The sequence below is a fragment of the Streptomyces sp. NPDC055287 genome, assembly GCF_053646035.1.
The window spans coordinates 95,861-118,980 of record NZ_JBSHNE010000002.1; the positions used below are offsets into that span (position 1 = coordinate 95,861).

General features: G+C 70.5%; 21 protein-coding genes. 6 read left to right on the plus strand and 15 right to left on the minus strand.

Annotated features, from left to right (window positions below):
• Positions 1 to 31: 31 nt before the first annotated feature.
• Both ACWIHY_RS03740 and ACWIHY_RS03745 read right to left on the minus strand, forming a co-directional pair.
• On the minus strand, positions 32 to 568 hold the full coding sequence (locus ACWIHY_RS03740) for an alkyl hydroperoxide reductase (RefSeq protein ID WP_454373966.1): 537 nt from the start codon (positions 566 to 568) through the stop codon (positions 32 to 34).
• 3 nt (positions 569 to 571) lie between these two features.
• Entirely contained in the window at positions 572 to 1,126 is a 555-nt protein-coding gene (locus ACWIHY_RS03745) for a peroxiredoxin (RefSeq protein WP_454373967.1), read from the minus strand.
• Between the two features lie 133 nt (positions 1,127 to 1,259).
• Here ACWIHY_RS03745 and ACWIHY_RS03750 point away from each other — a divergent pair, with 133 nt between their 5' ends.
• Positions 1,260 to 2,234: a hydrogen peroxide-inducible genes activator gene (locus ACWIHY_RS03750; RefSeq protein WP_454373968.1), complete on the plus strand. Its 975-nt coding sequence runs from the start codon at positions 1,260 to 1,262 to the stop codon at positions 2,232 to 2,234.
• 147 nt (positions 2,235 to 2,381) lie between these two features.
• Here ACWIHY_RS03750 and ACWIHY_RS03755 read toward each other — a convergent pair whose 3' ends face one another.
• From ACWIHY_RS03755 to ACWIHY_RS03775, 5 genes are all read right to left on the minus strand, one after another.
• Positions 2,382 to 4,775 carry an ABC transporter permease gene (locus ACWIHY_RS03755; protein WP_454373969.1) on the minus strand — a complete coding sequence of 798 codons (2,394 nt, stop codon included), beginning with the start codon at positions 4,773 to 4,775 and terminating at the stop codon, positions 2,382 to 2,384.
• The gene (locus ACWIHY_RS03760; RefSeq protein WP_454373970.1) at positions 4,772 to 5,458 is read right to left on the minus strand and encodes an ABC transporter ATP-binding protein; all 687 of its coding nucleotides are present in this window, start codon (positions 5,456 to 5,458) and stop codon (positions 4,772 to 4,774) included. The genes ACWIHY_RS03755 and ACWIHY_RS03760 overlap by 4 nt, the downstream gene beginning before the upstream one ends.
• Positions 5,455 to 5,979 carry a PadR family transcriptional regulator gene (locus tag ACWIHY_RS03765; protein WP_454373971.1) on the minus strand — a complete coding sequence of 175 codons (525 nt, stop codon included), beginning with the start codon at positions 5,977 to 5,979 and terminating at the stop codon, positions 5,455 to 5,457. Before ACWIHY_RS03765 ends, ACWIHY_RS03760 begins: the two co-directional genes overlap by 4 nt.
• Before the next feature lie 197 nt (positions 5,980 to 6,176).
• Entirely contained in the window at positions 6,177 to 6,434 is a 258-nt protein-coding gene (locus ACWIHY_RS03770) for a hypothetical protein (RefSeq protein ID WP_454373972.1), read from the minus strand.
• Positions 6,431 to 7,366 (minus strand): SPFH domain-containing protein, encoded by a 936-nt coding sequence (locus ACWIHY_RS03775; protein ID WP_454373973.1) that lies wholly within the window; start codon positions 7,364 to 7,366, stop codon positions 6,431 to 6,433. The genes ACWIHY_RS03770 and ACWIHY_RS03775 overlap by 4 nt, the downstream gene beginning before the upstream one ends.
• Before the next feature lie 261 nt (positions 7,367 to 7,627).
• Here ACWIHY_RS03775 and ACWIHY_RS03780 point away from each other — a divergent pair, with 261 nt between their 5' ends.
• Positions 7,628 to 9,934, plus strand: a complete 2,307-nt coding sequence (locus ACWIHY_RS03780; RefSeq protein WP_454373974.1) for a transglycosylase domain-containing protein — start codon at positions 7,628 to 7,630, stop codon at positions 9,932 to 9,934.
• Positions 9,935 to 10,045: 111 nt separating this feature from the next.
• Here ACWIHY_RS03780 and ACWIHY_RS03785 read toward each other — a convergent pair whose 3' ends face one another.
• The 3 genes from ACWIHY_RS03785 to ACWIHY_RS03795 form a co-directional block, all read right to left on the minus strand.
• Positions 10,046 to 11,896, minus strand: a complete 1,851-nt coding sequence (locus ACWIHY_RS03785; protein ID WP_454373975.1) for a SpoIIE family protein phosphatase — start codon at positions 11,894 to 11,896, stop codon at positions 10,046 to 10,048.
• A 262-nt stretch (positions 11,897 to 12,158) separates the two neighbouring features.
• Positions 12,159 to 12,833: a cytidylyl-2-hydroxypropylphosphonate hydrolase gene (gene fomD / locus ACWIHY_RS03790; RefSeq protein WP_454373976.1), complete on the minus strand. Its 675-nt coding sequence runs from the start codon at positions 12,831 to 12,833 to the stop codon at positions 12,159 to 12,161.
• A gap of 81 nt (positions 12,834 to 12,914) precedes the next feature.
• On the minus strand, positions 12,915 to 14,318 hold the full coding sequence (locus ACWIHY_RS03795; protein ID WP_454373977.1) for a class II fumarate hydratase: 1,404 nt from the start codon (positions 14,316 to 14,318) through the stop codon (positions 12,915 to 12,917).
• 106 nt (positions 14,319 to 14,424) lie between these two features.
• Here ACWIHY_RS03795 and ACWIHY_RS03800 point away from each other — a divergent pair, with 106 nt between their 5' ends.
• Positions 14,425 to 15,948 (plus strand): ricin-type beta-trefoil lectin domain protein, encoded by a 1,524-nt coding sequence (locus tag ACWIHY_RS03800; RefSeq protein WP_454373978.1) that lies wholly within the window; start codon positions 14,425 to 14,427, stop codon positions 15,946 to 15,948.
• A gap of 69 nt (positions 15,949 to 16,017) precedes the next feature.
• On the opposite strand, the gene ACWIHY_RS03805 is transcribed toward ACWIHY_RS03800, so the two are convergent.
• The gene (locus ACWIHY_RS03805; RefSeq protein WP_454373979.1) at positions 16,018 to 17,694 is read right to left on the minus strand and encodes a fumarate hydratase; all 1,677 of its coding nucleotides are present in this window, start codon (positions 17,692 to 17,694) and stop codon (positions 16,018 to 16,020) included.
• A 150-nt stretch (positions 17,695 to 17,844) separates the two neighbouring features.
• Between ACWIHY_RS03805 and ACWIHY_RS03810 the strand changes: the two genes are divergently transcribed.
• Together ACWIHY_RS03810 and ACWIHY_RS03815 are read left to right on the plus strand one after the other, a co-directional pair.
• Positions 17,845 to 18,519: a DUF1707 SHOCT-like domain-containing protein gene (locus tag ACWIHY_RS03810; RefSeq protein WP_454373980.1), complete on the plus strand. Its 675-nt coding sequence runs from the start codon at positions 17,845 to 17,847 to the stop codon at positions 18,517 to 18,519.
• A gap of 102 nt (positions 18,520 to 18,621) precedes the next feature.
• A complete protein-coding gene (locus ACWIHY_RS03815; protein ID WP_454373981.1) occupies positions 18,622 to 18,990 on the plus strand; it encodes a WhiB family transcriptional regulator in 369 nt (122 codons plus the stop codon).
• A gap of 121 nt (positions 18,991 to 19,111) precedes the next feature.
• Here ACWIHY_RS03815 and glpX read toward each other — a convergent pair whose 3' ends face one another.
• Entirely contained in the window at positions 19,112 to 20,143 is a 1,032-nt protein-coding gene (glpX, locus tag ACWIHY_RS03820; protein ID WP_454373982.1) for a class II fructose-bisphosphatase, read from the minus strand.
• 162 nt (positions 20,144 to 20,305) lie between these two features.
• On the opposite strand from glpX, the gene ACWIHY_RS03825 reads away from it, so the two are divergent.
• Positions 20,306 to 20,830: a DUF4245 domain-containing protein gene (locus ACWIHY_RS03825; RefSeq protein WP_454373983.1), complete on the plus strand. Its 525-nt coding sequence runs from the start codon at positions 20,306 to 20,308 to the stop codon at positions 20,828 to 20,830.
• A 73-nt stretch (positions 20,831 to 20,903) separates the two neighbouring features.
• On the opposite strand, the gene ACWIHY_RS03830 is transcribed toward ACWIHY_RS03825, so the two are convergent.
• The 3 genes from ACWIHY_RS03830 to xseA all read right to left on the minus strand — a co-directional run bounded on the left by ACWIHY_RS03830 (position 20,904) and on the right by xseA (position 23,119).
• On the minus strand, positions 20,904 to 21,494 hold the full coding sequence (locus ACWIHY_RS03830; RefSeq protein ID WP_454373984.1) for a malonic semialdehyde reductase: 591 nt from the start codon (positions 21,492 to 21,494) through the stop codon (positions 20,904 to 20,906).
• 136 nt (positions 21,495 to 21,630) lie between these two features.
• Entirely contained in the window at positions 21,631 to 21,843 is a 213-nt protein-coding gene (locus ACWIHY_RS03835) for an exodeoxyribonuclease VII small subunit (RefSeq protein ID WP_454373985.1), read from the minus strand.
• 67 nt (positions 21,844 to 21,910) lie between these two features.
• Positions 21,911 to 23,119 (minus strand): exodeoxyribonuclease VII large subunit, encoded by a 1,209-nt coding sequence (xseA, locus tag ACWIHY_RS03840; RefSeq protein ID WP_454373986.1) that lies wholly within the window; start codon positions 23,117 to 23,119, stop codon positions 21,911 to 21,913.
• Position 23,120: the final 1 nt, after the last annotated feature.

Here is a 23,120-nt window from a genome sequence, read left to right on the forward strand (position 1 = left end):
GCGGGGCCCCTCACTTACGTACTGCTGACGACTACTCGGCGGCCATGACGGCTTCGGAGTCGAGCGTCACGCCGACGGCCTGGATCACGGCGGCGATCTTGAACGCCTCCTGGATGGTGTCGCGCTCGACACCCGCCTTGCGCAGCACCTGCTCGTGCGAGTCGAGGCACTGGCCGCAGCCGTTGATCGCGGAGACCGCGAGCGACCACAGCTCGAAGTCGACCTTCTCGACGCCCGGGTTGCCGATGACGTTCATCCGCAGGCCGGCGCGCAGGTTCCCGTACTCCGGGTCGGAGAGCAGGTGGCGCGTGCGGTAGAAGACGTTGTTCATCGCCATGACCGCGGCGGCGGACTTGGCGGCCTGGTACGCCTCGGGCTTGAGGTTGGCCTTCGCCTCCGGCTCCAGCTCACGCAGCACCTGCGGCGACCGCGAGGCGATCGCGCAGGCCAGGACCGTGCCCCACAGCTGCTGCTGCGGGAGGTCGCTGTTGCCGATGACCGAGCCGAGGTTCAGGCGCAGGTCCTTGGCGTAGTCCGGTACGGCGGACTTCAGCTCGTCGAGGGCCATGGGTCACTCACCGGCCAGCAGGGCGACGGGGTCGAGGGTGTTCTCGCCCTTGGTCCAGTTGCACGGGCACAGCTCGTCGGTCTGGAGCGCGTCGAGGACCCGGAGGACCTCCTTGGGGTTACGGCCCACGGAACCGGCGGTCACCATCGTGAACTGGATCTCGTTGTTCGGGTCGACGATGAAGACGGCGCGCTGCGCGAAGCCGTCCTCGCCCTCGATGCCGAGGTCACGCATGAGCTCGTGCTTCGAGTCGGCCAGCATCGGGAAGGGCAGGTCGGTCAGGTCCGGGTGGTCCTTGCGCCAGGCGTGGTGCACGAACTCGGAGTCACCGGAGAAGCCGAGGATCTGCGCGTCGCGGTCGGCGAACTCGTCGTTCAGCTTGCCGAAGGCGGCGATCTCGGTGGGGCAGACGAAGGTGAAGTCCTTGGGCCACGCGAACACGACGCGCCACTTGCCCTCGTAGGACTTGTGGTTGATCTGCTCGAACTCGTTGCCGGTCTCCAGGGAGACACAGGCGGTGAGGTCGTACGTGGGGAACTGGTCACCAACAGTGAGCACGCGCGCTCCTTGCAGAGAGGGGAAATCCCGTTACGGGAGTTTCCTGGGGGTTGGACGGATCCCCACAGTGACACAGGAAGCATTGATCGCAGAAATAGCTAGACTGGCTTGATCCGATCGGAGGTGGTTATCAGTGGCCAGTAGTAATGGGAACGGCGCGGGCGGCGCCAGGGCCAAGCAGCCCAGCCTCGCGCAGCTGCGTGCGTTCGCCGCCGTCGCGGAGTACCTGCACTTCAGGGACGCGGCCGCCGCGATCGGCATGAGCCAGCCGGCGCTGTCGGGGGCGGTCTCCGCGCTGGAGGACGCGCTGGGAGTGCAGCTCGTCGAGCGTACGACGCGCAAGGTGCTGCTGTCTCCGGCGGGGGAGCGGCTCGCGGTGCGGGCGAGGGCCGTGCTGGACGCGGTGGGCGAGCTGATGGAGGAGGCGGAGGCGGTACGGGCGCCCTTCACCGGGGTGCTCAGGCTCGGGGTGATTCCCACGGTGGCGCCGTATCTGCTGCCGACGGTGCTCACGCTCGTACACGAGCGGTATCCGGACCTGGACCTCCAGGTGCACGAGGAGCAGACCTCGTCGCTGCTGGAGGGGCTGGCGGCGGGGCGGCTCGATCTGCTCCTGCTCGCGGTGCCGCTGGGAGTGCCGGGGGTGGCCGAACTCCCCCTCTTCGACGAGGACTTCGTGCTGGTCACACCGCGCGAGCACTGGCTGGGCGGCCGGGAGGACATTCCGCGCGAGGCGCTCAAGGAGCTGCATCTGCTGCTGCTCGACGAGGGGCACTGCCTGCGGGACCAGGCGCTCGACATCTGCCGGGAGGCGGGCCGAACGGAGGGTGCGCCCGTCACGACCACGGCGGCGGGTCTGTCCACGCTGGTGCAGCTGGTGGCCGGCGGGCTCGGCGTGACGCTGCTGCCGCGCACGGCGGTCAGGGTGGAGACGGACCGTAACGACCAGCTCGTGACCGGGTACTTCGCCGATCCGGCCCCGTCGCGCCGGGTCGCGCTGGCGATGCGGACGGGCGCGGCGCGCCAGAGCGAGTTCGAAACGTTCGCGCAGGCGCTGCGGGAGGCGATGAGGCGGTTGCCCGTGCGGGTGGTGGCGGGCGCGGGATGAGGGAGGGGCGGGCCCTGGCCACTGCGCGGGGCCTGCTCGCCACCCCGCCCCGGGCCTGTTCCCCACCAAGCCCCTTCCCACGCGGCGGAGCCGCGAAGTGTCGCAGGGGGAAGGGGGCGGGGCGGGAGCAGGCCCGGGGCGTGACGCCTACTCCGTGCGCAGGCCTTCCGGGCGCATCAGGCGCCACAGTGGCGGCAGGCTCAGCAGCGTCACCGTCAGGATCAGGGCCGCTCCCGCCCCGGCGAACGGCACGAACGCCCACCAGTCGCTCACCGGCTTCGCGATCAGGCCCAGCATCGCCGCCCCCAGCGCCAGCCCGCCGGCGACGGCGGCCGTGAGGCCGAGTGCGACCGGCACCGCCGTCTGCCACAGTACGGACCAGGCGAGCGTCGCACGGCGCGTTCCGAAGGCCACCAGGACCGACAACAGGCGTCGGCGCTCCCGCAGTTGCTCCAGCTGCGAGACGAGCATGCTCGCGGCGATCAGGGCCATGGTCGCGGTCGCACCGACCTGCAGGCCGGTCTGGACGCTCGCGTACTGCCGGTCGCGCTCGACGGCCCGCAGGGTGAACACCCGCATGGTGGGATCGATCCGGGCGGCGGTGTTGCGCACGTACTCCACCGCGTCGGGCAGCCCCTCGTCGATCTTGACCTGGGCTCCGGTCGTCGCCGCCGGAAGCGTGGCCACGTCCACGGCACCCGGCGTCGCGTAGATGCCCTCACGGAACTGGCCCATGGGGTCGCGCCGCGCGACAACCGTGCGCGTCGACTCCGGCAAGGTCCACAGCACGGGCTTCGAGCCGTCGTCGTCGGAGGAGGGGTTGAGGTTGACCGCCTTGCCGATGCGGGCCGTCTTGTCCACCCAGTCGTTCTGCTCCGCGTCGCCGGAGTGGACGACGAACGTGTCGCCGTCCTCGCACGAGGTGATCCGGGCCAGCTCGCGCAGGGTCGCGCAGTCGCCGACGGTCAGCAGGCTGGTCGGCGGGATCTCCTCCTTGGCGACCTTCCCCGGCCGGGTCACGTAGGTCTCGACCGTGCCGATGACGCTCTTCACGCCCCTGGTCTGCCGGAAATCACTGATCATCCGGTGGGCCAGCTCGCCGTTGGCGACCTCGGCCGTGACACTGACCTGTGCCCGCGTGGGGTCCTGGCCCGTTGCCCGTTCGAAGTCGTTGTCGATCCCGGCGAACAGCATCTGCAGAGCGATGGCGCCCGCGACGGCGACCGTGATGCCACTGACCGTACGGGCGGCCGGGCCGCTGCTCAACTGGAGTCGGCGCGTGGCCAGTTGCCACGGCACCGGCCCTCCGTTCAGCCGGTTCACCACCGCTTCGACCAGCCACGGCAGCAGCAGGACAAGGCCCACGAGCACCAGGACCGCGCCGCCCGCGATGGGGTAGGGATCGACCGCCTGCGTCTCCTCGTCGACGGTGCCGGTCATGGCCAGCACCGCGATGCCCGCCACCGGCGGCAGCAGCCGCCACCACAGACGGCGGCCCCGTGCGCGGTTGCTGCGCACGACGCCCAGCGGCTCGATCGCGACCGAGCGCAGCGCCACAAGCGTGACCGCTACGGCCGAGGCCGGCACGGCCAGCGCGATCAGCGCGGCGAGCGCGGGGACCGGCGTGATGTCGGCGGGGAAGGCGTTGAACCGCCACACCTGCACGCCGCCCAGCAGCCGTCGGCCCACCAGGAAGACTCCGGTGGCGACGACCAGCCCGAGCAGCGAACCGAACAGCGCCTCACCGGCGGCGATCCGGCGGGTCGTACGGATGTCGGCGCCCACCAGGCGCAGCGCGGCCAGCCGGCGGTCGCGCCGCTCCCCGCCGAACCGCACGGCGGTGGCGATGAAGATGGCCACCGGCATCAGCAGCACCACGCACATCAGGATGATCGCGACGACGAGGACCGGGCTCAGGGGCTCGTCCTGGACGCGCCCGCCGTACCCCGCGGTCCTGCGTGCACCGTGGTCGGTGGTGAGGGTGGAACTGCCGACGTAGTGGAGGAGCTCGCTGGGAGAGGACAGGCCGGAGTCGGCGATCGTCCCGACCACGCGGTGGTCCAGGCGCTCGGCGAGGAGCTTGCCCTCCGGTGAGCCGAGCAGTTCCTTCAGGGCGGGGGAGACGACCATCTCACCGGGGCCCGGGAGCCTGTCGACGCCGGGCGGCCGGACGGGGTGCGCGCCGTCCGCCCGCAGGGAGGCACCTGCGATGATCTTGTCGCGGAACTCGGTACTGGTGTCGGCCCACAGCACCGTGGTGTCGGAGGCCTTGGGCAAGGGGGTCTGCACCTCGACGGTCGTGCGTGCCTCTTGGCGCTCGTTGCGGCTGTCGATGACCGACGGCACGGACGCGGCGCCGAACAGCAGGGCCACGCCGAGGCCGACGCCGACGGCGGTCAGGATCGTACGGACCCAGCCCTCACGCCCGCCGGAAGCGGCGAACCTGATGCCCAGGCCCAGGTCACGCGCCCAGGAGGCGAGGCCGGTGGGGGCGGATGCGGGGAGCACGAGGGTCTCGCTCCGCTCGTCGAGGAGAGTCACGCGGCGTACTCCAGGCTCCGGGACTTTCCGTCGCGTACGACGATCTCGCGGTCGGAGTACGCGGCGACGCGCGCCTCGTGCGTGACGAGCACGACGGCGGTGTTCGCGGACCGGGCGGCCTCGGTGAGCAGCTGCATCACCCGCTCGCCGTTGAGGGAGTCGAGTGCGCCCGTTGGCTCGTCGGCGAACAGGACGCGGGGGGCGGAGACGAGCGAGCGGGCGACGGCGACGCGCTGGCCCTGGCCGCCGGAGACCTCGCCCGGCCGCTTGCGGCCGAGGTCGTCGACCTCCAGCCGGGCCATCCACTTCAGCGCCTCGCGTTCGGCCTCCTTGCGCTTGGCGCCGCTCAGGCGCAGCGGCAGCGCGACGTTCTCGACGCAGGTCAGCTCGGGGACGAGCTGGCCGAACTGGAACACGAACCCGAACTCGCCGCGGCGAAGGGCGCTGCGTTCGCGGTCCGGCATGGCGGACAGTTCGCGGCCGTTGTACGTGATGGTCCCGGAGTCCGGGGTGACTATCCCGGCCAGGCAGTGCAGCAGCGTGGACTTGCCCGAGCCCGACGGGCCCATGACGGCGACGACCTCGCCGGGGTGGATCGAGAAGTGGGCACCGTCGAGGGCGGGGGTGGGCCCGTACGCCTTGTGCAGGTCGTGGGCGACCAGCAGGGAACCGGCGGGAGTCATGCACGTACCTCCGAGGCGAGCTTGTCGAGGCGCGCGGCGGCGAGTTCCAGCCAGCGCAGGTCGGCTTCCAGATGGAAGAGGGCGTGGTCACAGATGAGCTGGTCCGCGAGATCGCCCCGGCGCTTGCGCTCGGTGAGGACCCGCATCAGGCGCAGATGCTCGGCGCGCTGTACGTCGAGGAGGCCGGCGGCGCTGCGCCCGGTGAGGAGGGCGAGGACGACCTTGGTGTAGAGCGTCGACTGGAGGTACGGCTCGGGCTTCTCCGGCTGGGCGAGCCACTGTTCGACGTCGGTGATGCCGGCTTCGGTGATGGCGTAGCGCTTGCGCTCGGGGCCGCCTTCGGACTCCACGCCGTCGATCTCGACGAGGCCGTTCTTGAGGAGGCGGGACATGGTCGAGTAGACCTGCCCGTAGTGCAGGGGGCGGTCGTGGCCGAACTTGTCGTCGAAGGCGCGCTTGAGGTCGTAGCCGTGCCGGGGGCCGGACTCCAGGAGCCCGAGGAGGGTGTGGCCGATTGACATGCGGAGCACTATACACAGTGGGTATACATGGAGTGCATAGTCGCCGTGAAGCGCGCGTGGACGTCTGCGGCGGGGCTGTTCCCCACGTCCCCCGGCTCTCTGGGTACGCGGCAAATCCCGAGCCGCACGGAGGCCCGGCTCGGGACTGCACTTCTGAGGCACTGCGGTCGGGGAGCAGCCCCCCCCACAAGGCCGCCCTACTCCTCCCGGGGTTCCGGATCCGCGTCCGGCGTCTTGGGGGGGCGTCCCCGGCGGGGGATCGGGCCCGCGGTGCCCGGGAGGCGGCCGGTTTCCGACAGGGCCCGCCGCAGCAGGAACTCGATCTGCGCGTTCGCGCTGCGCAGCTCGTCCGACGCCCACCGCGCCAGCGCGTCGTGCACGGCCGGATCCAGCCGCAGCAGCACCTGCTTGCGCTGCTGCTGCGGCCGCTTCCGCTGCGGGACCTCGTCCGTCACTGGTAAAGAGTGCCGGTGTTGAGGACCGGCTGCGCGGCCCGGTCGCCGCACAGCACCACCATCAGGTTGCTCACCATCGCCGCCTTGCGCTCGGAATCGAGCTCGACGATGTCCTGCTCGGCGATCCGGGTGAGCGCCATCTCCACCATGCCGACCGCGCCCTCGACGATCTGCTTGCGGGCGGCGACGACCGCTCCCGCCTGCTGGCGCTGCAGCATCGCCGAGGCGATCTCCGGTGCGTACGCGAGGTGGGTGAAGCGGGACTCGATGATGTGGACCCCGGCCGCCTCGACCCGTGCGTGCAGCTCGACCGCGAGCTTCTCGGTGATCTCCTCGGCGTTGCCGCGCAGCGACAGGCCGTCCTCGTCGTGGGCGTCGTACGGGTACTCGATCGCGATGTGGCGCACGGCCGCCTCGGTCTGCGTGGCGACGAACTCGAGGAAGTCGTCGACCTCGAACGTGGCCTGCGCGGTGTCCTCCACCTTCCAGACCACGACCGCGGCCAGCTCGATCGGGTTGCCGTAGGCGTCGTTGACCTTGAGGACCGCGGTCTCGTGGTTCCTGATCCGGGTCGAGATCTTCTCGCGCGTGGTCAGCGGGTTGACCCAGCGCAGCCCGTCGGTGCGGATGGTCCCGCGGTAGCGCCCGAAGAGCTGGACGACGCGGGCCTCGCCCGGCGCGACCATGTTGAGGCCCGACATCGCGAAGACGGCGGCGAGCGCCACGAGGATCCCGGCGGCGATCAGGCCGGCCTTCGGTCCGGCCGAGGTCAGAGTGGCGCCGGTGGCGATCAGACCCGCCGCGGCGAGCAGGCCCACCAGGCCGAGCAGCAGCGCGAGGCCGCCGCCGATGCTGTGTGCCGCCGTCTCGCGTACCCGTGGTGCGGGCATCTCGGGCAGGTCGGTGGGTGTGGACGTGGTGGTCGCGGACATGGTGGTCCCCCCGTTTCGTGCACTGTGATCGCGGTTCTGCGCGCTTAGCAAAGTGATATCACTTTTTTGCTCGGTGCGGACAGCCCGCAAACCCGTACGAGGGCGCTCGCAACCCTGGGGCCCTCTCGTGAGTCGGTTCCAGAGAGACGGGTGCTGATTCTCACGTACGGAAAAGACCGGATCGGCAGCCCTTTGTCCGCAGGTGCGGTGTTAGCTTTCTGAGCTGACATCCGGGGGCTCGATGAGTGGAGTTACGGAGTAATGGGCCGAGCAGAAGCGCGACAGAACCGGAAGCGCGGTGCGCGCCGGGCGAAGAAGGCGGGTGGCATACGCCGCTTCTTCACCTGGAAGAAGATGCTGGGCACCTTCTTCGGGCTTTGCCTGCTCCTGATGGGTGTCTTCGTGGCGCTCTACATATGGGTGCCCGTACCGGCCGCCAACGCCGAGGCCAGGCTCCAGAGCAACGTCTACAAGTACAGCAACGGCAAGATCATGGCCCGCTCCGGAGAGATCAACCGCGAGATCCTCCCGCTCGCCAAGATCCCCAAGGATGTCCAGACCGCCTTCGTCGCCGCCGAGAACCAGAACTTCTACAAGGACTCCGGCGTCGACTTCAAGGGCACGGCCCGCGGTCTGCTCAACACCGTGACGGGCAAGGGCAAGCAGGGTGGCTCGACGATCACCCAGCAGTACGTCAAGAACTACTACCTGACCCAGGACCAGACCGTCACCCGCAAGCTCAGGGAGCTTGTGATCTCGATCAAGGTGGACCGGAAGCAGAGCAAGCCGCAAATCCTGGCCGGGTATCTCAACACCAGCTACTTCGGGCGCGGGGCGTACGGCATCCAGGCCGCGGCCCAGGCCTACTACGGCGTCGACGCCGAGAAGCTGGAGGTCGAGCAGGGCGCGTACCTCGCGGCGCTCCTCCAGGCCCCCAGCCAGTACGACTGGGCGGTCGCGAGCCCCACCAGCAAGAAGCTGGTCAAGGAGCGCTGGAACTACGTACTCGACAACATGATCGAGATGAACGAGCTGGACCGGGCGGAGCGCGACGCCATGGAGTTCGACGTACCGCAGAAGCCCAAGGCCGCCTCCGGTATGGAGGGCCAGACCGGATACATGGTCGAGGCCGCGAAGACGGAACTGAAGAAGCAGGGCGTCAGCGAGGCAGACTTCGACGCGGGCGGGTGGACGATCACCCTCAACATCGACAAGAAGCGCCAGGAGGCGCTGGAGCGGGCCGTCAAGGAGCAGCTGGAGTCCAAGCTCGACCGCGAGAAGAACAAGGTCGACGCGACCCTCCAGGCCGGCGCGACCTCGGTGGATCCGAAGACCGGCAAGGTCGTCGCGATGTACGGGGGCGTGGACGCCACCAAGCACTATTTCTCCAACGCCACGCGGTCCGACTACCAGCCGGCCTCGACCTTCAAGCCGGTCGTTCTCGCCGCAGCCCTGGAGAGCAACTCCAAGACGCAGGACGACGAGCCGATCACGCCCAGCACGATCTACGACGGCACGAGCAAGCGCCCCGTCAAGGGCAGCGCCACCCCCTTCGCCCCGCAGAACGACCTGGGCAGGAGCTTCGGCCCCATCTCCGTCCAGCAGGCCATGCAGAATTCGGTCAACTCCGTCTTCGCGCAGATGCTCGTGGACGTCGGCGCGCCGCGCGTGAAGGAGACCGCGCTCCGCATGGGCATGCAGGACAAGGGCGGCTTCGACGAGCGTCCCGCCATGTCCCTCGGCGTGATGGGCGCCAGCACGATGGACATGGCGAGCGTCTACGCGACGCTCGACAACCACGGCAAGAAGGTCACGCCGACCATCGTGAAGTCCGCCGAGCACAAGGACCGCCCCGGCGGCAGGGTCGACCTGCCCGAGCCGGTCACCGAGCAGGTCATCGACCGCTCGACGGCGGACAGCGTGACCAAGGTGCTCACCGGCGTCGTGAGGAGCGGTACGGGCCTCCAGGCGAGCAGCCCCAACTACAACGCGGCGGGCAAGACCGGCACCTCGGAGAAGAACCGGTCCGCGTGGTTCGTGGGCTACACCCCCGAACTGTCCACTGCCGTAGCCCTGTTCGGCGAGTCCCCCAACGGCGGCAAGCAGGTCTCCCTGACCGGTACGGCCAACGCCGGCCGCGCCAGCGGCGGCGGCTTCCCCGCCAAGATCTGGCGGGACTACACGCTCGGCGCCCTCGGTGGCGGGTCGGACGCCGACTTCGACCTGGAGATCGACCGGGAAGACGCCTTCGTGCCGCCGCCGTCCGACACACCGGACCCGACCACCACGCCGAGCAAGCCCTCGACGACCCCGAGCAAGACACCCACGACGCCGAGCACGCCGCCGACGACGCCGTCCACCACACCGCCGACGTCGCCGTCCACGACGCCTCCGACGTCGCCGCCGCCGATCACGATCGGCCCGCCGGACCCGGGCGGTGACACCGAGGGCTCCGACGGGGGCGCGGACGGCGGCTCCGACGGGGGAGCCGACGGAGGGGCCGACGGCGGCGCCGACGGCGGTGCGGACGGGGACACCAGCGGCGACCTCAGGCCGCCCCGCCCCTGACGGGCGCGGCGGAACAGGCGGCGAAGAGCCGCTGACAGCCGCGAACGGCCGGCGAACAGACGACTGCGGCGGACACCCGGGGTGTCCGCCGCAGTCGTACGTACCGAGCGATTACGGGCGCGTGGCCAGTTCGAACCAGACCACCTTGCCGGACGACAGCCGAGTGGCCCCCCAGCGTCTCGCCAGCCGGTTCACCAGGAACAGCCCGCGCCCGCCCTCGTCCGTGTCCCGCGCCCGCCGCTGTCTGGGCAACTGCGGCGAGTCGTCGCCGACCTCGCAGCGCAGGACGTCCGTACGCAGCAGCCGCAGCGTCACGGGCCGCTCGGCGTACCGGACCGCGTTCGTCACCACCTCGCTGACGAGCAGTTCCACCGAGTCGCTCAGCTCCTCCAGACCCCAGCGGGCCAGGGCGCGCCGCGCCAACCTGCGGGCCCGGCCGGGCGCCTGCTCCTCCGGCTCCAGGAACCAGTACGCGACATCGCTCGGCGCGATCCCGTCGAAGCGGGCCGCGAGCAGCGCGATGTCGTCGTCCCGGTCACCGGGCCCGAGCATGTCGAGTACGTCGTCGCACAGGGCCTCCAGCGGCGGGGAGTGGTCCGGGCCGGTCAGCTGGGCGGTGGCGGCGAGCCGTTCCCGCAGCTGCTCGATGCCCGTCCACACGTCCCGCAGGCGCGACTCGACCAGGCCGTCGGTGTAGAGCAGCAGCGTGGCGCCCGCCGGGGCGTCCAGCTCGACGGCCTCGAAGTCGACGCCGCCGACGCCGATGGGTGCGCCCGGCGGCACCCTGAGCACCTCGGCGCGGCCGCCCAGGTGCAGCAGAACGGGCGGCGGGTGCCCCGCGTTGGCGATGGTGATGCGGTGCGAGACCGGGTCGTAGACGCAGTACAGGCAGGTCGCCATGCGGTCGGAGCCGAGCCGCTGCGCCTGCTCGTCGAGGTGGTGCAGGACCTCCTGCGGCGGCAGGTCGAGACCCGCGAGGGTCTGCGCCGTCGTCCGCAGCTGGCCCATGATCGCGGCGGACGTCATGGAGTGCCCCATGACGTCACCGACGACCAGCGCCACGCGGCTGCCCGGCAGCGGGATCGCGTCGTACCAGTCGCCGCCGACGCGGGCCGTCTCGGCGGCCGGCAGGTAGCGGGAGGCGAGCTTGACGCCGGTCGGCTGCGGCAGCGAGTCGGGCAGCATGGTGCGCTGGAGCTCGTCGGCGATGTACGCCTCGCGCCCGTACAGCACGGCCTTGTCGATGCCGAGCGCGGTGTGCGTGGCCAACTGCGCGGCGACCAGGAGGTCATTCGCCTCGAAGGCGGGGCGTTCCGGGCGTCGCAGGAACACGGCGGCGCCGATCACCCGGCGCCGGCCGCGCAGCGGCGCGAGGATCGCCCGGCGCCCGCCGGGCAGGCCCATGGCGTCGCCGAGCAGCTCGGGCAGGGCCACCCGCGCGGACGCGGAGTCGCCGAACACCGGGCGTACGCCTCTGAGGACCTCGGCCAGAGCGCCCCCGCTGCGCACCTCGCACAGTTGCGGCGCGGGCAGCGGCTCGGCCTGGAGGTCGATCTCCTCGGCCCCGTCGTCCGCTAAACGCAGCCGGTCGGTGCGGCGCAGGCGCAGCATGAACGGGACAGCGGGGCGCTCGTCGCCGACCGGAAGCGGGTCGCGCAGGTACACGAGGATCGCGTCGGTGAACGTCGGCACGGACGCCCGGCACAGGCCGAGCACGATCTCGTCGAGATCGATGCCCCGGGCGATCCGCCGCGTCGCCGCGCCCACGAACCGCAACCGGTCTCCCTCACTCCTGGCCGCCCCCACCGGCTCCGTGCTTCCGCCGCCGGTGGCCGGCGTGGGCGCGGGTGCGGGGCTGGGCACGGCCGGCGGTGCCTCCTCCTGTCGCGGCCGGGTGCGCTCGTGCGGCCTGGCAACCAGGGGCTGCCGGCCTTCGTGCGAGGTGGACTGGTGCTCCGTCACGCGTGGGGTTCCGTCCGTCCGGGGAGCTTGTGCGATGCAATCGCTTTGTGTGGCGATATACCCGCTCTGCGGGCGGCCTCGACAGGACGGTGGGACCAGAACCCGGCGGACTTGCTCTCCGGCACGGCTCCACCCCCCTGTGGTGACATACGGTCAGGTCCTGCTCCGGGCCCGTCAGTTGCTGACGGCATTGGTGCGCTCAGTGCGCTCAGTGTTGCGGAAGGCGATCCTACGTTTGACCCATGGGGGCGTTTCAAGGGTCTCACGGAGCCATGTGAACAGGAGTGCGGTCCCAGTCATCGGGCAACCGCGGCACGGCCCACCTCGGATCGGGGCGCCAGTTCTCCCAGCCGTCACGGAACGGGGCGCCCCACGCGGTGATCAGGCCGACCGCCGCCCGCCCCGCGTCCCGTACCCGCCGGGCCTGGGTGTCGCTCAGCAGCCCCACCCGGCGGGCCTGTTCGAACTCGTCCTCGTCGAGCCAGCACCAGGCGCGGTCCGGGTGCACCGAGATGTCCAGGAAGTGGTCCTCGGAGTCGACGCCGCCCGACCAGCGGGCGTGCGGCTCCTCCAGGTTCACGTACCAGTTCTTGAACCGCCAGCCCCGTTCCCAGAACAGCCACACCGACCAGGGGTCACCCGGCCGCGCCAGTTTCAGCACACCCGTGCCCCACCACCGCGAGGTGGTCGTGGTCCGCGGCGCCGTGTACCGGGTGGCCAGCGGCTCCTCGTGCACCGGTGTACCGTCCGCGAGCACCGGCCGGACACACTGGGTGCCCGGCGCCATCCACACCGCGAGCAGGTCGTCGGTGTCGCGGACGACGGTGACGGGACGGCAGATGTGAATCCGGTCGGAGGCATTGCCGCGATAGCGCCAGAGGATGTGGTCCCCCGGCGCCCAACGCGCCCTGCCCGCACCGCCCGCCGTATCTGTCATGAGCAGATCTTAGGAGCACGGTGTGCCGACTGCTGCGACCGAGGTCACGGGTGCGTCATGGGTGTGCGTCACCGGTGTGCGTCACGGGCGTGTCATGCGCAGTACGTCCAGTGCCTCGTCGAGCTGCTGCTCGGTGAGGTCGCCGCGCTCGACGTACCCGGCCTCCAGGACGACTTCGCGGATGGTCCGGCGCTCGGCGAGTGACTTCTTGGCGACCTTCGCGGCCTCTTCGTACCCGATGTACTTGTTGAGCGGGGTGACGACCGACGGCGACGACTCGGCGTACTCGCGGGCCCGTTCGACATGGGCCGTGATGCCGTCGATCGTACGGTCGGCCAGCAGCCGCGAGGCGTTGGCGAGCAGCCGCACCGACTCCAGAAGGTTCTTGGCCATCACCGGGAGCATGACGTTGAGCTCGAAGTTGCCCGCGGCCCCCGCCACGGCGACCGTCGTGTCGTTGCCCGTCACCTGTGCCGCGACCATCAGTACGGCCTCGGGAATGACCGGATTCACCTTGCCGGGCATGATCGACGAGCCCGGCTGGAGGTCGGGAAGGCTGATCTCGGCCAATCCGGTACGCGGTCCGGAGGCCATCCAGCGCAGGTCGTTGGAGATCTTGGTGAGGGAGACCGCGATCGTACGGAGCTGACCGGACGTCTCGACGAGTCCGTCCCGCGCGCCCTGCGCCTCGAAGTGGTCGCGGGCCTCGGTGAGCGGCAGCCCCGTACTGCGGGCGACCTCGGCGATGACGGCGGCCGAGAAGCCGGGCGGGGTGTTGATGCCGGTGCCCACCGCCGTACCGCCGAGGGGGAGTTCCGCCAGGCGGGGGAGGGAGGCCCGCAGGCGCTCGACGCCGTACCTGACGGCCGCCGCGTAGCCGCCGAACTCCTGGCCGAGGGTGACGGGCGTGGCGTCCATCAGGTGCGTACGTCCGGACTTGACGACATCCGCGAACTCGGCGGACTTGCGCTCCAGGGCGGCCGCGAGGTGGTCGAGCGCCGGGACCAGATCGCCCGTCACGGCGGCGGTCGCCGCGATGTGGATGGACGACGGAAACACGTCATTGGACGACTGCGAGGCATTGACATGGTCGTTGGGATGGACCGGGCTGCCGAGGCGCTCGGTGGCGAGCGTGGCGACGACCTCGTTCATGTTCATGTTGGAGGACGTGCCGGAACCGGTCTGGAAGACGTCGACGGGGAAGTGCTCGTCCCAGCGCCCCTGTGCGACCTCCCCGGCCGCGTCGCGGACCGCCTGCGCGATGTCCTTGTCCAGTACGCCGAGTTCGGCGTTGACCAGGGCGGCAGCCGCCTTGATGCGGGCCAGGGCCTCGATGTGGGCGCGCTCCAGGCGCTGACCGGACACGGGGAAGTTCTCCACGGCCCGCTGGGTCTGGGCGCGCCACTTGGCGTGGGCCGGCACCCGTACTTCACCCATCGAGTCGTGCTCGATCCGGTACTCGTCCCGGTGGTCGTCGCTCGTCATGATCACGTACCTCCTCAGAAAGTTGAGCACTTGTCTTGTTCTGCGTATTCCCAAGTCGCCTACCGGCCAGTAAATACCGGGGGTAACAACAAACCGGGGAGGCGCAATGCAGCGCACACGGCTCAGACTTCGCTCTACGGTCGCGGCAGCCGCCGCACTGGCGGCTGCCATGGGCGGCGGACTGGTGGCGACGGCCCCCGCCGCCGCGGCCGACAACGCCGCGTCGGCATCCACCCCCCTTCCGGCCGGACTGGAGGCCGTCCGCGCCGCCGAGGCCACCAAGCTCTACGGCGATCCGGCCGAGCGTCCCATGGACCAGCGCAAGACCGGGCTGATCTCGCTCGGCGACAGCGAGATCTCGGGCGAGGGCGTCGGCACCTACGAACCCGGTACCAACGGCCCGGACAACTGGTGCCACCGCTCGCCGGACGCGGCGATCCATCGCACCGGCATCCCGGCCGACGTCACGTACAACGTCTCGTGCTCGGGCGCGTACACCGGAAACATCAAGATCGGCGGGAGCAAGCAGTACGCCGACGAGCTGGTGCAGAGCGACAATCTGGCCGTCAAGGCCCGCAACACCCGCATCAAGATGGTCCTGCTGGTCGCCGGGGCCAATGACGACCTCCAGTTCGGCCCGGTGATGACGGACTGCGTCACGCGCTGGCTGACGATCCAGGGCACGTGCGAGCCGAAGTACGCTCCCGGCTGGCAGGCGCGCGTCGACGGGCTGGTGCCCAAGGTCGAGCAGACGGTCCGGGACCTGCGGTCGGTCATGCGCGGCGCCGGGTACGCCGACGGCGACTACAAGATGGTCGTGATGGGCTATCCGAGCCCCATCGGTCCCGACTTCAGGGACAACCCGAACTTCCCCGGCAAGATCCCCGGCGGCTGCGTGGGGTACGACTCCGACGCGACGTGGGGCCGCAACACCGCGGTCCCGGCGTTCGAGCGCGGGATGCGCACGGCGGCGGCGAACACGGGGTCCGTCTATCTCGACAACTCCCGCCTCTTCCACGGCCACGAGGTGTGCATGGACGACGCCTGGGCGCGGGGCCTGTACATCGACCTCTCCAAGCCGGGCCTGCCGGACTCGAACTCCGTCCGCCAGTCCTTCCACCCCAACATCCGCGGCCACGCGGCCTTCGCGTCCTGCCTCACCCAGGTCTACAACTCCTCGCTGCGTGAAGCGAGTTGCGGGGACCCGGCGAGTACGGGGAAGCCCGTGCTCTTCGCGGGGGCATGGGACGACGCGTACAAGCCGCTGAGGAACGCGGGGACGGGGACGTGCGTCGACGTGCCCGGGTCGACGACGCGCAACGGGACGGCGGTGGGCGGCTGGGACTGCCACGGCGGCCGGAACCAGGGCTGGTGGTACGACACCGCCCAGAAGTCGCTCCGTACGGAACTGACCCACGACCGGTGCCTCGACGTGCCCGGCGCGAAGTACGAGGCGGGCACGGGGCTGATCCTCTGGAACTGCTCCGGCGCGGCGAACCAGCAGTTCGTGCGGGACGGGTCGACGATCCGCCCGGCGGCGTCGACGGGCCTGTGCGTGACGCTCGCGGCGGCGAAGGACCCGCTGCGGCTCCAGCCCTGCACGGGGGCGGCCGGCCAGCGCTTCGCGTAGGCGGCCTGCGGACAGCGCCGGACGGGCTCGACAGGGAGCCCGTCCGGCGCCCGTGCGCGGAGGTGCCGCCTACGCCAGGCCGGGACCGCGCACCGGGATGGAGGTGAACGTCGGGGCCGGGGCCGGCTCGGTGAAGAAGTCGTTGCCCTTGTCGTCGACCACGATGAACGCGGGGAAGTCCTCCACCTCGATCCGCCAGACCGCCTCCATGCCGAGCTCCTCGTACTCGACGACCTCGACCTTCTTGATGCAGTCCTGCGCGAGCCGGGCCGCGGGGCCGCCGATGGAACCCAGGTAGAAGCCGCCGTGCGTACCGCAGGCGTCCGTCACCTGCTTCGACCGGTTGCCCTTGGCCAGCATGACCTTCGAGCCGCCCGCCGCCTGGAACTGCTCGACGTAGGAGTCCATGCGGCCGGCCGTCGTCGGGCCGAAGGATCCGGACGCGTACCCCTCGGGGGTCTTGGCCGGACCGGCGTAGTACACCGGGTGGTCCTTCAGGTACTGCGGCATCTCCTCGCCCGCGTCCAGCCGCTCCTTGATCTTGGCGTGCGCGATGTCGCGCGCGACCACGAGCGGGCCGGTGAGGGAGAGGCGGGTCTTGACCGGGTACTTCGTCAGCTCGGCCAGCACCTCGTCCATCGGCCGGTTCAGGTCGATCTCGACGACGTCACCGGCCTCGTCCAGGTGCTCGTCGGTGGTGTCCGGGAGGAAGCGCGCCGGGTCCTTCTCCAGCTGCTCCAGGAAGACGCCCTCGGCGGTGATCTTCGCGACCGCCTGGCGGTCGGCCGAGCAGGACACGGCGATCGCGACCGGCAGCGAGGCGCCGTGGCGCGGCAGGCGCACCACGCGCACGTCGTGGCAGAAGTACTTGCCGCCGAACTGCGCGCCGATGCCGATCTTCTGCGTCAGCTCGAAGACCTTCTCCTCGAGCTCCTTGTCGCGGAAGCCGTGGCCGGTCGGCGAGCCCTCGGAGGGCAGCTCGTCCAGGTAGTGCGCGGAGGCGTACTTCGCCGTCTTGAGCGCGAACTCGGCCGACGTACCGCCGACGACGATCGCGAGGTGGTACGGCGGGCAGGCTGCCGTACCCAGCGAGCGGATCTTCTCCTCCAGGAACTTCATCATGGAGGCCTCGTTGAGGACCGCCTTCGTCTCCTGGTAGAGGAAGGACTTGTTGGCGGAGCCGCCGCCCTTCGCCATGAAGAGGAACTTGTACGCGCCGCCGTCGGTCGCGTACAGCTCGATCTGCGCGGGCAGGTTCGAGCCGGTGTTCTTCTCCTCCCACATGTTCAGCGGGGCCATCTGCGAGTAGCGCAGGTTGAGCTTGGTGTAGGCGTCGAAGATGCCGTGCGAGAGGGCTTCCTCGTCGCCGCCCTCCGTCAGGACGTTCTGGCCGCGCTTGCCCATGACGATCGCCGTGCCGGTGTCCTGGCACATGGGCAGGACGCCCGCCGCCGCGATGTTCGCGTTCTTCAGCAGGTCCAGGGCCACGAACTTGTCGTTCGAGGACGCCTCGGGGTCGTCGATGATCCGGCGCAGCTGGGCGAGGTGCGCGGGCCGCAGGTAGTGCGAGATGTCGTGCATCGCCTCGGCGGCCAGAGTGCGCAGTGCCTCGGGATCGACCTTGAGGAACGTACGGCCGTCGGCCTCGAAGGTGGAGACACCCTCGGCGGTCACCAGGCGATACGGCGTGGTGTCCTCTCCCAGGGGGAGCAGATCGGAGTACGCAAACTCTGGCATTTCGGCCATTCCTCAACTCGGCAGACGGCAACTGGCCTCCATTGGCGCAGCCCGTCCACCAGCGTAAGACGCCCGCGGAGCGCCGGGTCTGTGAGGTAAGGCTCAGTTGGCGGACGTACGCACTAGTCGCGATCTATCGCGTTTGGGTACGCTGGGTCGGTGGACCTCGAGAAGCACTCCCAGCAGCCGCAGCCCGTCGCTCCCGCCGAGCCCGCTCTTCGCGCGTCGGACGCGGACCGCGACCGGATCGCGGACATCCTGCGCGACGGCATGGCGGAGGGCAGGCTGACCGCCGAGGAGCACTCCGACCGCATCGACGCGGTCTACCGTGCGAAGACCGTCGCCGAACTGGAGCCGCTGGTGCGGGACTTGCCCGTCCCGGGCGGCACTGTCCGGCGCGCGCCGGCCTCGGCGGCGTACGAACCGGCCGATCCCTCACCGCCCGCCGCCGCGGAGAATCTGATCGCCGTCTTCAGCAGCTCGACGCGCAGGGGCCGCTGGCGGATCGGCGGCAGGACGAACGCCTTCGCGCTGTTCGGCAGTGTCGAGATCGACCTCACCGAGGCGCTTTTCGGCCAGCGGCTGACCGTGATCAACGTGACCTCGCTCTTCGGCAACGTCGAGGTGCGCGTCCCCGAGAACATCTCGCTGCGCGGCGGCGGAACCGGGATCTTCGGAAACTTCGAGGTCGACACCCTCGAAGCCGCCGATCCCGAGGCGCCGGTCGTCGTGGTCAACGGCTACTCGGTGTTCGGCAACATCGAGGCCAAGCCCAAGCGCGGGAAGCGCATCGCGGACCTGCACGGTCGCATGCGCAAACACCTCGGACACTGACACGGGCCGAGACGGTTCGAAACCCTGTGCATAGGCGTGCGCACAGCGGGTAGGGAGTGCTGCATCGCTGCTCGCTCCCGAAGCCGTCGTCAGGAGTAGACCGTGCTGCATCCGCCGCATCAGTCCCTGCAGGTCGCCGCCGTTCCGTCGCAGCGCGCGCCGGCCCGGGATCAGGCCGGCCCATGGCACACGGAGGCGGTGTGCCGCCGGGACGAAGCCGGGTTGTTCTTTGCCCCGTCGAAGGAGCCGACGGCCGCGAGGCTGGCCCGGGAGGAAGCCGCGAAGCGCGTCTGCGCGCGGTGTCCCGTCATGGTCGAGTGCCGGGAACACGCGCTGCTCCAGCCCGAACCGTACGGCGTGTGGGGCGGCCTGACCGCTGCCGAGCGGCGGGTGGTCCTCGCGCGGCGCAGGCGGCGTGAGATGGAGCTGGGCCAGGCAGCTCAGGCGGGCAGGATCGCCGCCGCGGGCTGACCCCGACATGAGCAGGACCAGGACGTGAGAGGCATCAGGGCATGAGAAAAGGGGCGCCCCCGCCGCACTGCCGGGGCCGCCCCTTTCTCGTGCGTACGGACACTTCGCCGTACGGGGGTTCCTACTTCGCGCGGTCGAAGTCGATGGCGCTGTAGGCGCGCAGCTTCGAGAGGCGGTGCGTCGAGTCGATCTGCCGGATCGTGCCCGACTTGGAGCGCATCACCAGGGACTGGGTGGTGGCGGTCTCCGAGCGGTAGCGGACGCCGCGCAGCAGCTCGCCGTCCGTGATGCCGGTGGCGACGAAGAACACGTTGTCGCCGCTGACGAGGTCGTTCGTGTGCAGTACGCGGTCGAGGTCGTGACCCGCGTCGAGTGCCTTCTGGCGCTCGGCCTCGTCCTTGGGCCACAGCTTGCCCTGGATCGTGCCGCCGAGGCACTTGATCGCGCAGGCCGAGATGATGCCCTCGGGCGTACCGCCGATGCCCATGAGCAGGTCGACGCCGGTGCCTTCGCGCACGGCCATGACCGAGCCCGCGACATCGCCGTCCGAGATGAACTTGATCCGGGCGCCCGTCTCGCGGATCTCCTTGACGATGCCCTCGTGGCGGGGGCGGTCGAGGATCATCACGGTGACGTCCTCGGGCATCGAGTTCTTGGCCCTGGCGACCCGGCGGATGTTGACCGAGACAGGGGCGTTGATGTCGACGAAGTCGGCGGCCTCGGGGCCGGTGACCAGCTTCTCCATGTAGAAGACCGCGGACGGGTCGAACATGGTGCCGCGGTCGGCGGCGGCGAGCACGGCGATGGCGTTCGGCATGCCCTTGGCGTTGAGGGTGGTGCCGTCGATCGGGTCGACCGCGATGTCGACCTCCGCGCCGGTGCCGTCGCCCACACGTTCCCCGTTGAAGAGCATCGGGGCCTCGTCCTTCTCGCCCTCACCGATGACGACCACGCCGTTCATCGATACGGTCGAGACGAGCGTCCGCATGGCCTTCACCGCTGCGCCGTCCGCGCCGATCTTGTCGCCGCGGCCGACCCACCGCCCGGCGGCCATGGCGGCGGCCTCGGTGACCCGGACGAGCTCCAGGGCCAGGTTGCGGTCGGGGGCCTCGGGCGAGACCTCGAGCTGAGACGGAAGATGGTGCTCGGTCATCGGAGCGCACCTTTCTGTACGGCGACGGCCGGAGTAAAGAGGGTGCTGCCGACTCTATCGGTACGTCGACAAAATGAGCAGAGGGGGGCACGTATGAGCGGCATATCGGGATGAGATGCCCCAGGCGCGGGCCGTCGTCGGGCATGGGGGAGCATGGGGGGCGTGGCAGGTATGAAAGGCAAGCAGACGGTCCGGGACATGGTCCTGTCGATGGCGGCGATCGGTGTCGTCGTCGCGGGCGTGTACGCGCTGGTCCCGCACGACGACTCGGCGGACCCGGTGAAGCCGGTCGACTACCGGGTCGAGCTCATCACGGCCCGGCGCGCGGCCCCGTACCCGGTGGCAGCCCCCGTGGGGCTCCCGGAGACGTGGAAGCCGACCTCGGTCTCGTACGACCGGCAGGACGGCGACGCCTGGCATCTGGGCTTCCTCGACCCGGAGCGGGAGTACATCGCGGTCGAGCAGTCGAGCGGGCCCGCCGAGAAGTTCGTCCACAAGGTCAGTCAGCAGGCGACGAAGACCGGGAAGACCGTGCGGGTCGGCTCGGAGAGCTGGCAGCGCTGGGAGGGCCCGAAGTACGACGCGCTGGTGCGCGCGGAAAAGGGCGCGACGACGGTGATCACGGGGACGGCGTCGCAGGAGCGGCTGACGCAAATGGCCGAGGCGCTGGAATCGAAGAAGTCCTGACGCGTGACGCGTGTACGACGAAGCCGCCGGACCCCTCGGGGTGCGGCGGCTTCGTCGTGAGTGACCGGCGTGCTCAGACGGTCGAGATGACCTCGTCGTAGGTCAGGCGCGGGGAGCGGGGGAACCACGCGTCGTCGCCCGGCTTGCCGATGTTGACGACCATCAGCGGGGTGTGGTCGTCGTCCAGGAACTCCTTCTGGACGCCGGCGAAGTCGAAGCCGGTCATCGGGCCCGCGGCCAGACCGGCGGCGCGGACGCCGACGATGAAGTACGCGGCCTGGAGGGCGGCGTTCAGACCGGCGGCGGCCTCACGGGCGGGGCGCTCGGAGAAGAACATGTCCTTGGCCTGCGGGAAGTGCGGCAGCAGGGCCGGGAGCTCCTCGTGGAACTCGTTGTCGGCGGCGAGGATCGCGACCAGCGGGGCGGAGGCGGTCTTCGGCCGGTTGCCCTCTGCCATGTGCGCCACGAGACGCTCGCGGGCCTCGGGGGAGCGGACGAGGACGACACGCAGCGGCGACTGGTTGAACGCGGTCGGGCCGAACTTGACCAGGTCGTAGATCGCCTGGACCTGCTCCTCGGTCACCGGCTCGTCGGTGAACGTGTTCGCGGTGCGGGCCTCGCGGAAGAGGAGGTCCTGGGCGGCGGGGTCAAGTACGAGAGACATGCGGCTTACCTTCCGGACGTGCAGGGGGTGCAGGGGGATCAAGCTGTGACCTCACCGTAAGTCAAATTAGGTTAAGTTTCAACTAAAATCGGCTCACGGTGACCCGCTTCACAGCGATTCCGCTTCTGTCCCGCCCTCAGCTCTCGTCGGCCAGCGAGGCGTCCAGGCGGGCCCTGGCCCCCTCCAGCCACCGCCGGCAGACCTTCGCCAGCTCCTCGCCGCGCTCCCAGAGCGCGAGCGACTCCTCCAGCGTCGTACCGCCCGCTTCGAGGCGCCGTACGACGTCGATCAGCTCGTCCCGGGCCTGCTCGTACCCGGGGGTCGTCGCCGCTTCGTCCGTCTGTGCCATGTGATCCACCCTATGTGTGAGTACGAACAACACCCCCGAAATGCCCCGGACGAGCTCCGGGGCGCGGTCACTCCGCGACCCGCACGGCGAACTCGCCCTCGGCCACTCGCGCCCGCAGCTCGTCGCCGGCCGCCACCTCGCCCGGGGAGCGGACCACGGCGCCGTCGCCCCGCTGAAGCACCGCGTACCCCCGCTCCAGCGTCGCGGCGGGCGAGAGCGCCACCACGCGCGCCCGGGTGTGCGACAGCTCAGAGTCCGCGCGGTCCAGCAGGTGCCCCAGCGTGCGCCGGCTGCGCGCCACCAGGGCGTCGACCTCGGCCTCGCGGTCCTCCACCATCCGGTGCGGCCGCTCCATCACGGGCCTGGCCAGCGCGTGCGCCAGCCCGCGCTCCTCCCGGTCCAGCAGGCCCCGCACGGTCCGCAGCGCCCGGTCGCGCAGCAGCTGGACCCGGTCCAGCTCCTCGCCCACATCCGGCACGACCTTCTTCGCCGCGTCCGTCGGCGTCGACGCCCTCAGGTCCGCCACCAGGTCGAGCAGCGGCGAGTCCGGTTCGTGCCCGATCGCCGACACCACCGGCGTACGGCAACCGAACACGGTCCGTACGAGCTGCTCGTCCGAGAACGGCAGCAGATCCTCGACGCTGCCGCCGCCCCGCGCCACGATGATCACGTCGACCTCCGGCAGCTCGTCCAGCTCCTTGACCGCCTGGACGACCTGAGCCACCGCGCTCACGCCCTGCACCGCCACGTTCCGCACCTCGAAACGGACGGCCGGCCAACGCCGGCGCGCGTTCTCCAGTACGTCGCGCTCGGCCGCCGACGCCCGGCCCGTCACCAGCCCGATGCGCTGCGGCAGGAACGGCAGCGGCCGCTTGCGGTCGAGCGCGAACAGCCCCTCGCCTGCCAGCGCCTTCTTCAGCTGCTCCAGCCTGGCGAGCAGCTCGCCGATCCCCACCGGCCTCATCTCCGTCGCCCGCAGCGACAGCTGCCCGCGCGGCGCGTACCACTCGGGCTTCGCGTGCACCACGACGCGCGCGCCCTCCGCCACCACGTCCGCGATCGGGTCGAAGACCTGCCGGAAGCACGTCACGCCCACCGAGATGTCGTGCGAGGGGTCGCGCAGCGTCAGAAAGACGACCCCGGCACCGGGCCTGCGCGAGATCTGCGTGATCTGTCCCTCGACCCACACCGCGCCGAGCCGGTCGATCCACCCGCCGATGAGGCGCGAGACCTGACCGACCGGCAGCGGGGCGTCCGCGGACGTATTCAGAGCCATG

Excerpts from the sequence above, each read along its gene's own strand:
- ACWIHY_RS03740 (WP_454373966.1), bottom strand. The coding sequence starts at position 568 with ATGGCCCTCGACGAGCTGAAGTCCGCCGTACCGGACTACGCCAAGGAC.
- ACWIHY_RS03760 (WP_454373970.1), bottom strand. The coding sequence starts at position 5,458 with ATGACTCCCGCCGGTTCCCTGCTGGTCGCCCACGACCTGCACAAGGCG.
- ACWIHY_RS03765 (WP_454373971.1), bottom strand. The coding sequence starts at position 5,979 with ATGTCAATCGGCCACACCCTCCTCGGGCTCCTGGAGTCCGGCCCCCGG.
- ACWIHY_RS03775 (WP_454373973.1), bottom strand. The coding sequence starts at position 7,366 with ATGTCCGCGACCACCACGTCCACACCCACCGACCTGCCCGAGATGCCC.
- ACWIHY_RS03780 (WP_454373974.1), top strand. The coding sequence starts at position 7,628 with ATGGGCCGAGCAGAAGCGCGACAGAACCGGAAGCGCGGTGCGCGCCGG.
- fomD (WP_454373976.1), bottom strand. The coding sequence starts at position 12,833 with ATGACAGATACGGCGGGCGGTGCGGGCAGGGCGCGTTGGGCGCCGGGG.
- ACWIHY_RS03795 (WP_454373977.1), bottom strand. The coding sequence starts at position 14,318 with ATGACGAGCGACGACCACCGGGACGAGTACCGGATCGAGCACGACTCG.
- ACWIHY_RS03800 (WP_454373978.1), top strand. The coding sequence starts at position 14,425 with ATGCAGCGCACACGGCTCAGACTTCGCTCTACGGTCGCGGCAGCCGCC.
- ACWIHY_RS03805 (WP_454373979.1), bottom strand. The coding sequence starts at position 17,694 with ATGGCCGAAATGCCAGAGTTTGCGTACTCCGATCTGCTCCCCCTGGGA.
- glpX (WP_454373982.1), bottom strand. The coding sequence starts at position 20,143 with ATGACCGAGCACCATCTTCCGTCTCAGCTCGAGGTCTCGCCCGAGGCC.
- ACWIHY_RS03830 (WP_454373984.1), bottom strand. The coding sequence starts at position 21,494 with ATGTCTCTCGTACTTGACCCCGCCGCCCAGGACCTCCTCTTCCGCGAG.
- ACWIHY_RS03835 (WP_454373985.1), bottom strand. The coding sequence starts at position 21,843 with ATGGCACAGACGGACGAAGCGGCGACGACCCCCGGGTACGAGCAGGCC.
- xseA (WP_454373986.1), bottom strand. The coding sequence starts at position 23,119 with ATGGCTCTGAATACGTCCGCGGACGCCCCGCTGCCGGTCGGTCAGGTC.